16 protein-coding genes and 1 tRNA gene are annotated in these 13,063 nt (G+C 41.0%); 9 read left to right on the top strand and 8 right to left on the bottom strand.

The window, feature by feature from the left end:
* Positions 1 to 49: 49 nt before the first annotated feature.
* A complete protein-coding gene (locus IEW69_RS00445) occupies positions 50 to 409 on the bottom strand; it encodes a DUF6717 family protein (protein WP_188624848.1) in 360 nt (119 codons plus the stop codon).
* An 89-nt stretch (positions 410 to 498) separates the two neighbouring features.
* Between IEW69_RS00445 and IEW69_RS00440 the strand changes: the two genes are divergently transcribed.
* Together IEW69_RS00440 and IEW69_RS00435 are read left to right on the top strand one after the other, a co-directional pair.
* The gene (locus IEW69_RS00440; RefSeq protein WP_188624847.1) at positions 499 to 846 is read left to right on the top strand and encodes a hypothetical protein; all 348 of its coding nucleotides are present in this window, start codon (positions 499 to 501) and stop codon (positions 844 to 846) included.
* 15 nt (positions 847 to 861) lie between these two features.
* A complete protein-coding gene (locus IEW69_RS00435; RefSeq protein ID WP_188624846.1) occupies positions 862 to 1,557 on the top strand; it encodes an SOS response-associated peptidase in 696 nt (231 codons plus the stop codon).
* A gap of 69 nt (positions 1,558 to 1,626) precedes the next feature.
* Here the strand turns inward: IEW69_RS00435 and IEW69_RS00430 are convergent, their stop codons facing one another.
* Together IEW69_RS00430 and IEW69_RS00425 are read right to left on the bottom strand one after the other, a co-directional pair.
* Positions 1,627 to 2,859: a DNA/RNA non-specific endonuclease gene (locus tag IEW69_RS00430; RefSeq protein WP_188624845.1), complete on the bottom strand. Its 1,233-nt coding sequence runs from the start codon at positions 2,857 to 2,859 to the stop codon at positions 1,627 to 1,629.
* A gap of 261 nt (positions 2,860 to 3,120) precedes the next feature.
* Complete coding sequence (locus IEW69_RS00425) at positions 3,121 to 3,486, bottom strand: hypothetical protein (protein WP_188624844.1); 366 nt, start codon at positions 3,484 to 3,486, stop codon at positions 3,121 to 3,123.
* Positions 3,487 to 3,981: 495 nt separating this feature from the next.
* Between IEW69_RS00425 and IEW69_RS00420 the strand changes: the two genes are divergently transcribed.
* Positions 3,982 to 4,560, top strand: a complete 579-nt coding sequence (locus IEW69_RS00420; RefSeq protein ID WP_188624843.1) for an HI_0983 family protein — start codon at positions 3,982 to 3,984, stop codon at positions 4,558 to 4,560.
* Positions 4,561 to 5,077: 517 nt separating this feature from the next.
* On the opposite strand, the gene IEW69_RS00415 is transcribed toward IEW69_RS00420, so the two are convergent.
* The 3 genes from IEW69_RS00415 to IEW69_RS00405 all read right to left on the bottom strand — a co-directional run bounded on the left by IEW69_RS00415 (position 5,078) and on the right by IEW69_RS00405 (position 7,795).
* Positions 5,078 to 5,731 carry a DUF3885 domain-containing protein gene (locus tag IEW69_RS00415; protein ID WP_188624842.1) on the bottom strand — a complete coding sequence of 218 codons (654 nt, stop codon included), beginning with the start codon at positions 5,729 to 5,731 and terminating at the stop codon, positions 5,078 to 5,080.
* Positions 5,732 to 5,809: 78 nt separating this feature from the next.
* Complete coding sequence (locus tag IEW69_RS00410; RefSeq protein ID WP_229663472.1) at positions 5,810 to 7,093, bottom strand: M20/M25/M40 family metallo-hydrolase; 1,284 nt, start codon at positions 7,091 to 7,093, stop codon at positions 5,810 to 5,812.
* A 252-nt stretch (positions 7,094 to 7,345) separates the two neighbouring features.
* Positions 7,346 to 7,795: a hypothetical protein gene (locus IEW69_RS00405; RefSeq protein ID WP_188624840.1), complete on the bottom strand. Its 450-nt coding sequence runs from the start codon at positions 7,793 to 7,795 to the stop codon at positions 7,346 to 7,348.
* Positions 7,796 to 8,013: 218 nt separating this feature from the next.
* Between IEW69_RS00405 and IEW69_RS00400 the strand changes: the two genes are divergently transcribed.
* Positions 8,014 to 8,187, top strand: a complete 174-nt coding sequence (locus tag IEW69_RS00400; RefSeq protein WP_262890713.1) for an IS3 family transposase — start codon at positions 8,014 to 8,016, stop codon at positions 8,185 to 8,187.
* A gap of 4 nt (positions 8,188 to 8,191) precedes the next feature.
* Positions 8,192 to 8,404 carry an IS3 family transposase gene (locus tag IEW69_RS17050; protein ID WP_188624839.1) on the top strand — a complete coding sequence of 71 codons (213 nt, stop codon included), beginning with the start codon at positions 8,192 to 8,194 and terminating at the stop codon, positions 8,402 to 8,404.
* Positions 8,405 to 9,243: 839 nt separating this feature from the next.
* Here IEW69_RS17050 and IEW69_RS17045 read toward each other — a convergent pair.
* Positions 9,244 to 9,603, bottom strand: coding sequence for a DUF6717 family protein (locus tag IEW69_RS17045; RefSeq protein WP_373284089.1), 360 nt, complete (start codon positions 9,601 to 9,603; stop codon positions 9,244 to 9,246).
* A gap of 611 nt (positions 9,604 to 10,214) precedes the next feature.
* Here IEW69_RS17045 and IEW69_RS00390 point away from each other — a divergent pair.
* A tRNA-Ala gene (locus IEW69_RS00390) sits at positions 10,215 to 10,288 on the top strand.
* 398 nt (positions 10,289 to 10,686) lie between these two features.
* Positions 10,687 to 10,908, top strand: a complete 222-nt coding sequence (locus IEW69_RS00385) for a hypothetical protein (RefSeq protein ID WP_188624838.1) — start codon at positions 10,687 to 10,689, stop codon at positions 10,906 to 10,908.
* 127 nt (positions 10,909 to 11,035) lie between these two features.
* On the opposite strand, the gene IEW69_RS00380 is transcribed toward IEW69_RS00385, so the two are convergent.
* Positions 11,036 to 11,263 carry a hypothetical protein gene (locus IEW69_RS00380; RefSeq protein WP_188624837.1) on the bottom strand — a complete coding sequence of 76 codons (228 nt, stop codon included), beginning with the start codon at positions 11,261 to 11,263 and terminating at the stop codon, positions 11,036 to 11,038.
* 150 nt (positions 11,264 to 11,413) lie between these two features.
* On the opposite strand from IEW69_RS00380, the gene IEW69_RS00375 reads away from it, so the two are divergent.
* On the top strand, positions 11,414 to 12,178 hold the full coding sequence (locus IEW69_RS00375; RefSeq protein WP_188624836.1) for a hypothetical protein: 765 nt from the start codon (positions 11,414 to 11,416) through the stop codon (positions 12,176 to 12,178).
* 280 nt (positions 12,179 to 12,458) lie between these two features.
* On the top strand, positions 12,459 to 13,010 hold the full coding sequence (locus IEW69_RS00370; RefSeq protein WP_188624835.1) for a nuclear transport factor 2 family protein: 552 nt from the start codon (positions 12,459 to 12,461) through the stop codon (positions 13,008 to 13,010).
* Positions 13,011 to 13,063 lie beyond the last annotated feature (53 nt).

Raw genomic sequence — 13,063 nt, 5'->3', positions numbered from 1 at the left:
AGATTTGCAGCTAAAAAATTGTTCCTAAAGAAATTGGAAAGACAATAAGTTATTCCTGCTGAACTTTCCTGAAGTAAATCTGCTCCGGCAAACCTTTAAAAACATAGTTGGTCACCTCACATAGCCACAGGCGAAGCAGTGTTGTTTCCCCCTCATATTTATGCAGGAAGTAGTCGCCACCCCCACCAAGATTCGGCTCCCGAACATGCTCCAAAACAAGCACCTCAGCCCCATCAAACGGCACATCAGCAAAGGTGAGGTAGCATTCTTTAGCATCACCACTAATCAACTCCAGCATGCTGTCGGCACCTTGTACCATTTCAAGGTCTTCTTTCGGGCCCTTCCATTCCGGGATCTCCACATACCAACGTCCATCCAGTTCCTTGTAAAATCTAAAGTCTTGCACCATGCTGTAATTCTATTTGGTTACTCGCTGGACAAAAACTAAGCCGATTGCAAATGTACTTGTATTTACTAATATTATTAGCATTTTTGTAGTTGAAAGGAATAGCTATGAAATCGGATGTGAAGAATAAGGATAGTGAAGCATATAAAGTTAAACGGGAGCTGGCGATAAAGGCTTATAATTTAGGCTGCGTGATTTTTTCTCATGACACGAAGCAGGTTTATACGCCTCGTGAGTTTTTGGAATCAGATGAGGTGGTTACGGTGCAGAAGCTGGGGATGCAGGACTATCATAACTTTACGCTACATTATGCGAAATATGCGGTGGCGAAGAAACTGGAGGAACTACGCCAGGCGCATCTGGACTTTGATGCTTTCATGGTCAAGATGTTAGATGCTTTTCAGTTGAATCCGCAGGAACCAAAAACTAAAAAGCCATAGGCTTGTATTTTAAATATGTGTGCAAGATATACGTTAACCAGAGCTGAAAAGGAGATTGAGAAGCTCTTTCAGGTGCAGGTAAAGGATGGCTTTGAGCCGAATTATAACCTCGCGCCTACGCAGGAAGGCTTGGTGATCACGGCAGATGAGCCGGGTATTGCGCAAAAGATGCACTTCGGACTGGTACCGCATTGGGCGGAAGACACCAAGCCGAACATCAGCACGCTAAATGCGAAAAGCGAGGACGTGTTGGAGAAGAAAACCTACAGGCCGCTAGTTCAGCATCATAAAACCTGTCTGGTGTTAGCCGATGGCTTTTATGAGTGGGACAAGAAATCTGGCAAGTCCATCCCCTACCGTTTTGTACTGAAAGACCGGCCGCTGTTTGCTTTCGCAGGACTATGGAGCCAGTGGAAAAGCAGGGATGGCGCTATCGTTTACCGTTCCTTTACCATCATGACCACCGCAGCGAATGAAACAGTGGCTAAGGTGCATGATCCAAAAAACAGGATGCCCGTTATCCTGGATAAATACACTGAACCTTTCTGGCTTTCCAAGGATATCTCCACTGCCGACCTCTTAAGTTTGTGTCTGCCCTATCCGGATGAAAAGATGGAGGCCTATCGGGTTAGCACAGATGTGAATGCCGCAGCAACTAAAGGCGTGATAAACAATCGGCCGGAGCTTATGCTGCCGCTGAATAGTCAATAACCTGTCGTAAAAGCCAAAAAAATAGCACCACAAGGGTGCTATTTTCAAGGAATTATCTGGCTAAACCAACTAGTTCAAAGCATCAACTTTGGTCTCAATTACATCCTGAACGGCTTGTGGCAAGTTCGAAAGCAGGTTATAGCCAGTTGCTTTCTCAATATCCCTAACCGGTACCCTGTATTTCTTCCAATCCTGCTCAATGGTGTTTACGTTAGGCGTATTCACAGCGACAACTCTCGTAGCCGAAGTTACTCTGGTGATATCGCTGTCACCTGCTGGGATGATTACGGCAACTTTCCACACGTTAGATGGAACGGCGATCTTACCCCCTGCGATGCTTGAAGCACTCCCGTTGTTTCCAACACCACCAGATCCGTAACTGCCCATGATTACATAAACCTCGTTACCTTCCAGTACTTTGGTGCGCAGATAAGACTCCAGCTGCTCCCAGGGACCTTGATTATTTTGTGGGGCCTGCGGAATCATGTTTGTCATCAGGAAAGTTGCGCTATTTGCATTTGTAGAACTCGTACGATCTCCTGAAGGCACGTTATGTCCCCTGTCGAACCCTGAATTCTGGTAGCTGGTACTTTGCACAGAGAACGCACCCGCTGGAAGTCCTGCAAAAGCTGCGAAGTTATCCTGACGCTTGGCTGTGCCATTAATGGTACTCGCATCCACATGCCAGCTCACCCAGTTTGGCGTGCTTCGGGAGGTGCTATAAGATTGAACATAATAGCTTTGATCCAACAAATAGTTGTCCGGCGTAAGCGTTGTTGCATTTGATGGATTACCGAATAAAGAATTGCTGTTATCACCAGCAGTAGGTTGCGCATCGGGACCGGTGGTGATGCCTCTTGCATCTGCCGGTGTACCTGTGGATGGCGTATCGCCAGGTTCGGTGTCTGGGGTACCAACGATTATACCCGGATCTCCGGTGCCTTTGAAGGTGATGTCGTCGATGTTGATCCTGGTTGTTCCAACTTTTTTAATTTGGAAACGCACTTTAGCAGTCGTGTTTACCTGGAAGGAATCCAGCTTCAAAGCCGTATTGTCCTCCAGGATGTCTGTTCCAAGCTGTGTAAACGTTGCACCACCATCGGTAGACATCAACAGCTGCCAGGTTGAATTCGCATCATTGCCGAACTTACCGTGTTTGATGTAGAGCATATTTACACCTGCAACGTCAAAATTCATGGTAATTTTACCTGCACGGAGTCTTGCACTCTTTAAGCCATTCTTTAAATCCGTCGGGAGGTTGCCGACTAAAGCATCATCAAGGTTCCAGATTCCTGTTGGCATGTTAACGTCAGCAGTAACGTAGCTGGTTTTAGATGCCGTGTTCTCGAAATCTTCAACGATCGTGTAAACCGCTACAGGCGCTTCGGGTTCTTTGATATCAATTGTTTTTTTTGGAGCAGCTGGCGAAAATAAATGCCATACCGCAATAGAGTAGTACTTTTTTCATAGGGATGTTTAGAAATAAAGATGCAAATATGTGTATCTCTATTAACTCCCCGGTAAGTTCATGGTAATTTTACGATGAATAATCTGCGTTTTTGATCATCTGATATTTAGAATTTCTATAATGATGGGCGTTACTAATATAATCTGTTCAAAGCCCACCCCTGCCTTTCCATCCTGACTGTTATTAGCTCTATTTACGCGATACATAAAATATTCCTTGTCTTCTTTTTCATTGCTGTATGGTAAACTTGATTGTAGGGCGTAGCTTGTATTTAGGAATTGATCGATATGAATATTCGGATGCTTTATACCGTCTGGCCTTGGCCTCTTATAACAAAGAACCGGGATTACAACTGTAATATTTTTATTATTGCTTACCAGGGGACTAAAATCCGTGGTATATAACATTTTATAATCCGGGAACATCTTATATGCTGAACTATCATTTGCTGTTACGTTCATGACTTTCACTTTTCCATTTTAGTAGGAGCCAGCTTTATCCGAAAGTTGAAAGCATAAACTGGAACACTATCGTTATAAGCTTGCATATTAACTTTCCTAAACACGATATCAATTCTCTTGAAAAATGGTTTAGCCTGGCCAAAAACATGAGCATGCATGAATAGGCACATGATGACTAAGAAGTTGAATCTAAGAAGTTGATTCATCGATTATCTAGTTTTAATAATACTTTATGTCGGTATTTCCTGCCTCCATTGTGTCTGCTTCCTCATTGTTAATACTTCAGCTGAATTCAAGATCAGGATAACAAGTAAATATATCTAAAGCTGATTTAAAGATGTGGGCGTAGTGTCTAAAAATTTCATAAGTATTAATATTAATTCAAACACTTTTTCAGGGAGGTGAGACCGGAACAATCAATTTCAACTTGATGAAAAAGTTTTTGTAATCTAGGTACTTTAGCTACATTGAGCGAGATTATATTAACGCAAAATCATGATTCGGATAATTATCCTCTCAACTATTTTATCATTGTACACAATTCATATCGACGTTAAAGATAGGATTGGTATTAAGGGACCACTATCTTTCGGCAACACTCAGCTTGAATTAGCCTGGAGTGATAAACCCAGTGCGGACTACTACATTCAAGAGTACATCCCTAAAGGAGAACAGGTGGAGCGTTTCAACCAAATGTTAACCATTTACGTTCTTACGAAAGATGTAACTCCTGAATCTGAGCTTCAACAAAAAGTAAATTGGCTTATTGAACGGAAGAAATCGGATGCAATTTGCAATTACCAAGTATCAAAAAGTCCGGACGGTAAAGAATTCATTTTAGACTTTCTTGTTGGTGAACATGAGGACGGTAAAATGACCATTGTAGAGTTTAACGTATATCGCTACAAGAACATTAAACTTGAAGGTCAAAGTACACTACTTGTTTCAGCCTATTCAAAGAGGAGCTATGGTGCGAACATTACACCTTTTCTAACAAACTTGCGTGCTGATCGAAATTCTTGTTTAAATGAGATGATTTCATTTAAACTTCCAACATTGAAGATTGCAAAATAGGTGTAGGCGCTAGCTGATACGCAATGGAAAAATTTGTAAATCCTTCCAGTGACAACTATGAGTATTGGAAGTATCCAGTTAAAGTATGGGTCACAACATTTATTGCAGCACCATTTTTCATGGGGTTCCTATCACCGCAACCAAACTTGATTGATTACTTGTTCTCTATCGGTTTTTTAGAATTCTACTTTATCGTAATCCTCATGGGTGGTTTTCTTACTCTGCCCGGCATGTTACTGCTTTGGCTATGCAGTTCGTTATCAATTCGATGGAGAATGACTCCAGCACAAAGCAAGCCGCTCTTCATATTAATAAGTCTACTTTGTTGCATAAGCATGTTTGTATTGCTTTCATTGCCAGATTTATCCACTCTTTGGAATGCAAGAAATGTTTATTTTATGTCTACATATGCCCTACCGATGATAATGGGTTTAATCTTTTATAAGCGGGAATGAATATCAAAAGAGTGCGGATAATAATAGATTCCGCCAACCTCTTGTGGCATGGCACTTTCAGATCAGCCATTTTCAAACTTAGCATCAATTTCATCTTTATTGCAATTGAGGATCCAATGATTATACTCCTTATAGACGCTTCTTAAACTATCAATTTCAGCTGAAATAATATCTAGTCCACGATCATCATACATGTGAAAGATGATATTATTATCAAGGTTAATTAGGAATACCTCCTTGCTGCCTAAGAAGCCATAATGGTCTAAACCAGGTAGTCGAGAGAAATCTTTGTTGGCAATTGCAGCAAAGATTTTCCTATGGTCGATTCTGTGTCTTGACACCTCAACCTGAGCAATGTTTCTGATGTCTAAACCATATCCATCATCATATAAGCCCTTGACCAGTGAATATGCAACATTTTCTTTAAGAAGTCCATCAATCTGTTTGAAACAATAATTGGAAAACCTAATCTTACGTCTTTTTAACCTGTAATCCATCAGGTAAAAGAGCGTTCGATCATCTCGCATAAAAGTCGCTTCAAATAACTGCGTTGCACGATTGACAACCTCTTCAAAGTACATTTCCGTTCCGGGTACTCCATGTTGCAGATTATATCGTAAACCCTGTCGACTATTTAAATATAACGGAGCACGCAACCTTAATCCATCAAAGTGGGTCTGAAGAAATTCAGCTGTTTTTTGTTTTAGAGATCCCATTTTCAATTACCAAGACCAACCGGATGTCTTCCAATCCAGAAATCGCTAACTCGTTTTAGATAGTACTCGGAAAGAACTTTACTTCGCGATACCAGCCTCCGCAAGTAAAACCAGCAAGGCCTGCTGAATACCCAAATAACCCTTATCATTTACATACCATTCGTTTAATGAATGCGGATTACCCGATTTACCACCCGAGCCGATCGTGATTGCAGGAACACCTTTGGAAATCGGAATGTTGGCGTTGGTAGAGCTACCTTTCAATTCTGGTTCCGCACCGAGGTATTTCATGCTTGCCATAGCATGCTGCACCAGTGGCGAGTTAGGATCATTGCTGCCGGAAGGACGGTTCCCAATCATTTTTACCTCGACCGTAAGGTCTTTCCCCATCTTTTTCATGGCATTCTCCTCAGCTAGTGCTTTTTTCACGGCAACCTGTAAAAGCTGGTCTATTGCGGAAAGACGCTCCGAACTTTCAGAACGCATGTCTACTTCCATCCAGGACTCGAAAGGAATGGAATTTACGGAAGTACCGCCACCAGTTACCGCAACATTATAGGTTACCGGAACGCCACTTTGCAGGGCAAACTTATCCGCATCCACCACCCAGTAATGAATGGCACGCCCTAAGGCATTATGAGGATTTGCAAGTCCGAATGCGCCGAAAGAATGGCCACCAGGACCTTTATACGTGATTCTATATCGGTGTGACCCTAATCCCCGGTGTATAATTATGCCAATAGCAGTCCCATCTAAGCCAATATAACTATCAATTTTACCAGGGCCTGCTGCGCTAAAAAGATTTTTTACACCCCTAAGATCGCCTTGTCCCTCTTCACCTGTTGTTCCAACAAACAGCACATCAGCTTCCGTTTTTAGATTGCTTTGATTCATAACTTTCAGCAACGTAAGCACCGAAGTCAGCCCTCTGGTGTCATCCGCAATACCCGGGGCATACAAGGTATCGCCTCTCTTTACGACTTTCACATCGGTACCTTCCGGGAAGACCGTGTCCATGTGGGCTTCCAGTACGATCCGCTTTTTACCATTTGATCCTTTACGTAGTGCAAGGACGTTTCCAGCTGTATCAGTCCAGACCGAATCCACCCCAAGGGCTTTAATCATTTCAGCAAACTTAGCGGCTCTTTTATCCTCTTTATAAGGCGGTGATGGAATTTCGGTCAGCAGCACCAGGTTGCTCATGGTTTCCGGCTCCAAATCAATAATGGTCTGCATGGCCTTTTTAACCTTTGGGTTAGCCGTAATCTTACTAATGGCCTGCTGATGCGTTTTAGAAATTATTACAGTTTTAGATTTTTCCTGCGCAAAAGTGTTGGAGTTTGAGCTGATTATCGTCAGCATAGAAAGTACAGGGAGTGCTATTATTTTGGAGAAAATTTTCATAAATCGGCAATATGCAACAGTATAGGGCAAAGATTAACAGAAAGCAAACTTTTTTTTGAAATTGACAGCACAGTAGCTTGACCAGATTCTTAGTAATAGACCCTCCACTACTATCATTATCAAGCTGTATCCTTGACAAAGCAAAGTAACTCTGCAAGACAAATTTTGAATCATCAAGTACAAAAAGAAATGCTCTACAATCCTTAAATTTTAACTTACAAGGAAATAGCTATATTTTCCTTTTTGTATAAGCATAAACGAGTGTATTTTATCACGATAAAAAAGAAAATATAAAACCGGCTTACCGTGTGAGGTGACAACTGCTATATTCTGTGTCGGCTCTGAGAACATTCTCTTTTCACCCTTAAGTTGATCATAGGAAACAATTTCATAACCAGGAGAAGAAAGGAGAACACTGTGTGTTTTTTTTAAAGAGTCGATTGAATTCCTAACAAATGTCTCTTTCTTCTTCGAGTCTATAGTATCTTTCAAAGGCAAATGCATATAGTTTTCAATGATGAACTGCTGACTTTTATTGTCACGAAACAAAGCAGTAATAAACGATTGAATCGTAGTTTTCCTTTTAGCAGATAAATCTTGACAATTTACTACGCTCAAAGAAAAAAAGAAACTAGCTATAAAAAAGAAGCAATATTTCATAAACAATTTCCGGATTTAGTCGGTACATTAGTTTATTTCGTGGTGAGCGTGTGCGGAATTTTGTGTAAGTGGTCAACCGTACTGAATTTAAAGGTTGCATCTATTTTCAAATATAATACAAGGTGATTAACAATTCTTCCCCATTCTCGGATTAGCATACGGCTGACCCTAACTTCTGTTCTGCTTACACAAAATTCAAGAAACTACCTCTTCAGCCATTGAAAGCCGAATATATATACCAGAACAAGTTCGCAAATCAAGCCCAAGCAGCAATCGTGGTGTTTGAATACATAGAAGCCTGGTACAACCGAAAAAGAATGCACTCTGCCCTGGGGTTTATGTCCCCAGAAGAGTTTGAAAAAACCTTAAACAAACGCAATATTGCAGCTTAACTAAATGTCTGTTTTATTGTTGCAATTCCACTTCTTTAAAACGCTGAAGGCTGAATGTATATACCAGAATAAGTTCGCGGATCAAGCCCAAGCAGCAATCGTTGTGTTTGAATACATAGAAGCCTGGTACAACCGAAAAAGAATGCACTCCGCCCTGGGGTTTATGTCCCCAGAGGAGTTTGAAAGAAACTTAAACAAACGGAATATTGCAGCTTAACTAAATGTCTATTTTATTGTTGCAATTCCAGTCGGTCATATTAAATGTATTAAGAGTAATCTAGGGCAAAAGAAATGAGCTATCTCCTCTCAATTCACCCTTATTCCACGTTAATGTTGATTTCAATTCGTACTTGTTAACTTGTTTTATTGAAAGGGACTCGAAGTGTCGAAAGTTAAAGTGTTTTGTGACCTCTAAATCCTTTACAAAATAGCTTCCTTGATATAACTCACCATGCATCTTAACCGCCTTATATAGCTCTTGCGAATCAGATTTAATGACAAACGATCTTGAATCAGCAAGGCCAGGTTTGCAGTTTATCAACATTGTTCCATCCTTTTTCAACTCTATGTCAGCAAATAAGCTTTCTGAGTAATCTCTGTTGTAGCGTTCAACAATCGAGTAGATGGGAAAACTCAATGTTACTGATATTGAACAATAGACAATAATCCTCTTGGTTTTTACATTAACTGTTAGTAGCAAAACGCATAATGGAATCAAAATGAGGAATAGAATGTACGGAAGTACAATAACCAGTAATAAAATTGGACTTCCTGATTTGTAAAGATAGTATTCACCAACTTGACTCGTTAAAAGAAAACTATAGCTCAATGCGGATATGACACTCAGGATGTATCCTAATCTTACGTTTGCTATTATAAGAATTGAAGCAACCAAAAGTAAGGGGTATAGAATTAGATAAAGCCACGTGTAGGTACCAGCTCCCCAGGCAAATACCGTAATTGTGAAATAATATGAACTCAGCCATGCAAGAACAACTGTAACAGTTATGATCCAGCGTAATTGCTTTGGTATAATCATGTCTCCGTCGGCCATTTTTATTTCGGCATGCTTGGTGGTTGCTTTTTGAAGTATATCTCCTGTGGTAAACCATTAAATACAAGCCTCGTCACTTCACAAAGCCAACTCTTATGGTTTATAGTTTCTGACTGGAAGTTATCAAGAATGTAATCCCCTCCTCCACCTTGATTCTGTATTCTCGCCTGCTCTAATTTCAATACCTCCACTCCATTTAAAGTTTGATCGGACAATTTTAAGTAACATTCTTTCGAATTTTCACCAACCAGGTCCAACATGGTAGCAGCCCCTTGTACCATTTCTAGCTCAGCCTTATAGCTAGTCCATTCAGGGATAACAATAAACCATTCGTTGCTCGCGTCTTTGTGAAACCTAAAGATCGTTTTTAGTTTATAAATATATAATTGTAGATGAAAAAAGCCACATTTCTGCAGCTCTTAAGTTAATTAAGGTTCGTTTCCTTCTGGCGTCAGGGGTTGTTCAGACTGTCAAAGATGCTTTGACCCATTTGTAGGTCCTGTAAGTTGCTTAAAGAATAAAGTAGAATCCATCAAGAATTTCAAGAAATTTCAGATAGAAAGCTGTAACTACATCATCCTTTCTTGTCAACTTTGCAAAAACACTGTTCTTTGGCTTAGGTTCTGTAAGCACTTTGTTAATGTAATCAGCCAGCTGATTAACGGTTTGTACATCTTCAGCATACAGAAGTCCATTTTTACTGCGACAGCCTGACTTACGACGTGAGCAACTATTTCATTTAATCTGTTCATGGTTCACTATGCCTTATGCCGGTATTGCTAATCGCAATACGAATCTCAAATGGTTTTCACAATAATCCCCCGGAAAAGATACAGCAATTACTTATTTGTTCAAAAGGCGGTTGAAATATCAATCTGTTAACAAGAGGCGTTTCCCTATTTCTTTCCCCTAAATCACCTTTTTCACAATAAATTTGCATCTCTTCCAAATTTAACTACTTTTGCGACCGATCGGGGGATTAGCTCAGCTGGCTAGAGCGCTTGCCTGGCAGGCAAGAGGTCAGCGGTTCGACTCCGCTATTCTCCACTCCGATTCTAAAGCACTTACATATACCAATGTAGGTGCTTTTTGTTTTCCAACGTTTAGCGATCAAATTTTTTATAAGCCAAAGCTATGCTAGATTGCATCCTACCCATCTCTAGCATATCATGGAGAACGTTCCCCAGAGTGTAAAAAGCACGCCATTATTCTACAACACCAGACACGGCGGTATGGTTAGAACACGCAGATTTTATCTTGTGAAATTATTGTGCAATTGATCTCACTCCCCTTCCTAATCAGAATTCAAGCATCATAGCTAAATCTGCCTTCACAAATTATTTCACACTTCATTCTCGCTATGCAGATTTCGTACGTAGGCCCCACCCTAAAGCTAAATCAAAAGGAATTAATTTTGTTCTACAATCAGCAACAGACAAACTACGATGACGGAGATCTTTTATAAAAACAACACGGGTGAACTTCACAAGCTGCTTATGCATAATGTAAACGCATCGGAATTCATTTCGAAGCTTAATAATACATCTATAGAAGTGCTTTGCGCCATTGAAGATGGATCCATCGTTTGTGCATCTCCTGAATTCAAAGCCATAGAAGATAATATCTCTATGATTTTTATTGACCTGGTCAGCCAGCCTAACGCTTAACCATCAATTATGAACCTGACATTCCTTATCCCGATTGCCATAATTTTGCTTTTAGCCATAGGTCCATTTTCCCGTTTAATGGAACGCTCAAAAGGTAAAGATAACTGGCGATAACCCGCTTACAAAGCTAAAGATCCGGATAAAACCCATATCTGGAATAGATATCCACGATCATTCGGGCAGATCTTTCAATGAGCAGGAGTTTAGATCTCCTGAGCTGCGCAATTTCATCTTTGCTTGGATTCCGATCATTCAACGCAGCATCCATTAAGATATCAATGATTTCAACCCGATGCTGATACCAGGCTTTAAATTCTATAAGATCAATCTGGAGGTCGGGACGCATTGCAGGCATGTGTATCCATAAACACGAACGATCCCCAATTGTTTCACGGTTTATTTCACACGTTTATCACACACGAACAATCAGCGCAACAACAATTAAGAACCCCTGATATTCAGTCAATTATCATCTAATTTCGTTGCATCATCAATTCATCTCAACATGAAAAAACATTTCCTTAACGCCCTTGTCGCCGTAGTTCTACTCGCGACTTTAAACGCTTGCTCCAAAGACGACGACGTCCAGCCGAAAAATGGAGACAACCAAAAGAAAAGTGAAAATGGGGATTATCCCACTTACCATCCTCAAGACCCGAATGGATTTGGATATTATATTCTCCCGAACGGTGCGTATAATTTCTATCAAGACTCCGTAATCGTCTATTTTGAAGCACAAATCCCAGAATACCTCAGCTTTATGCCGCTGCGTTTAGATAAATACAAGAATGGTGAATTGTTAGATTCGGTCTGCAATCAGGATTTAGCAGTAAGATTCGAATCAAAGGCCCGCAAAAGCCACAACAAAGAAGTTAAATGGGGTGTAAAACCAAAAGTAGCTGACGAGTTCGCGCCTATTGTTACTTTAACTATGGGCAATACCATGACCATTAAGTTATCAAAAATGGTGATGGCCTTTGGATATGAATACAACTCCCTGTTTAAAGACGGCGAATATTCCGTAACCACCAGGTTCAGGAACTCCAAGCTGAACAAAGTGATAAAGCCAACCTTTACAAATTACATCAGGCAAACCAGCATCAGTTCACCAGATTTAGGGATGACATCTGGCGCCATGGTAGTCGCGAGAGAGAGTCAGACACCTTTTGATGAGATCACCATCACCTTTGGAACAGGCTTTAAAGCACCGACGCTTAATCCGCCATATCAAATTTCATTTGGCGGCTTCAGATATAAACTTGCGAAGTAACAATTTAAAGCATCATAGCCCCTCAGAAATGAAGGGCTTTTTTGTGCGCTTTGCTGGAATTAAATGCCACGTAAAAAAATGCAATTAAGCCAACACACCTCCACATCATACCCACATGAAACACACAGCAACCCCACACCAAACGCACAGTTTCGTGGGTCAGGTGTGCGTTAGGTGTGCGCTCGGTGTGCGTCTGGTCTGCGTTTGTCCCGAAAACATCCCCTTTTCAAAACTTTACCGTTAAATACCTATCTTAATACAACCAAACCCAGCAAAATTCATGAAAACTGCCCACACCCTGCTCCTACTTGGCTTCGCCGCCATCACTTTTGCCTGCAACAACAGCAAGGAAACCACATCCACGGAGACCAACACGGAGATGACCACAACAGAAACCGCCACAACAAATCTCCCCTACAACAAAAACAGCAAGTACAACTGGGAATTTAACCCCGATCAGAAAAATGAAGCCATTGTTCTCAATGTCTTCAAAGCCATGGAGCAGCTCGACCACCAAACCATCGGTAAATACACGGCCGACAGCATCGTATCCAATATTGATGGCGTAAAATTCAAAGGTACCCGCGAACAAATCATGCAACTGAATAAAGATTTCTTCGCTACCCTGAAAACATTGAAAGTGGTACCAACAGATTGGCGCAGCGTTGTCAACAAGGACAAATCTGAAGAATGGGTAAGTGTCTGGTTCACGCAGCATTGGGAAGATCAGAAAGGGCAGCGCGACAGCGTAAATGTCTTCAACGACATCAAACTTAAAGACGGAAAAATCACCGCATGGAACGAATACCTCCAGCACTTTCCAAAACCATAAGCATTTCTTGTACTGATATTTTTACCGAACTGCGCCACCCAGCCATGCACGGC

Origin of the sequence: Pedobacter quisquiliarum, assembly GCF_014642175.1 — a bacterium.
Lineage (GTDB): Bacteria > Bacteroidota > Bacteroidia > Sphingobacteriales > Sphingobacteriaceae > Pedobacter > Pedobacter quisquiliarum.
This window is presented reverse-complemented; position numbering and strand designations above follow the sequence as displayed.

Excerpts from the sequence above, each read along its gene's own strand:
- IEW69_RS00425 (WP_188624844.1), bottom strand. The coding sequence starts at position 3,486 with ATGAACGTAACAGCAAATGATAGTTCAGCATATAAGATGTTCCCGGAT.
- IEW69_RS00370 (WP_188624835.1), top strand. The coding sequence starts at position 12,459 with ATGAAAACTGCCCACACCCTGCTCCTACTTGGCTTCGCCGCCATCACT.
- IEW69_RS00410 (WP_229663472.1), bottom strand. The coding sequence starts at position 7,093 with ATGCTGACGATAATCAGCTCAAACTCCAACACTTTTGCGCAGGAAAAA.
- IEW69_RS00385 (WP_188624838.1), top strand. The coding sequence starts at position 10,687 with ATGACGGAGATCTTTTATAAAAACAACACGGGTGAACTTCACAAGCTG.
- IEW69_RS17050 (WP_188624839.1), top strand. The coding sequence starts at position 8,192 with ATGTCTGTTTTATTGTTGCAATTCCACTTCTTTAAAACGCTGAAGGCT.
- IEW69_RS00435 (WP_188624846.1), top strand. The coding sequence starts at position 862 with ATGTGTGCAAGATATACGTTAACCAGAGCTGAAAAGGAGATTGAGAAG.
- IEW69_RS00380 (WP_188624837.1), bottom strand. The coding sequence starts at position 11,263 with ATGCCTGCAATGCGTCCCGACCTCCAGATTGATCTTATAGAATTTAAA.
- IEW69_RS00445 (WP_188624848.1), bottom strand. The coding sequence starts at position 409 with ATGGTGCAAGACTTTAGATTTTACAAGGAACTGGATGGACGTTGGTAT.
- IEW69_RS00415 (WP_188624842.1), bottom strand. The coding sequence starts at position 5,731 with ATGGGATCTCTAAAACAAAAAACAGCTGAATTTCTTCAGACCCACTTT.
- IEW69_RS00405 (WP_188624840.1), bottom strand. The coding sequence starts at position 7,795 with ATGAAATATTGCTTCTTTTTTATAGCTAGTTTCTTTTTTTCTTTGAGC.
- IEW69_RS00375 (WP_188624836.1), top strand. The coding sequence starts at position 11,414 with ATGAAAAAACATTTCCTTAACGCCCTTGTCGCCGTAGTTCTACTCGCG.
- IEW69_RS00420 (WP_188624843.1), top strand. The coding sequence starts at position 3,982 with ATGATTCGGATAATTATCCTCTCAACTATTTTATCATTGTACACAATT.
- IEW69_RS00430 (WP_188624845.1), bottom strand. The coding sequence starts at position 2,859 with ATGCCAACAGGAATCTGGAACCTTGATGATGCTTTAGTCGGCAACCTC.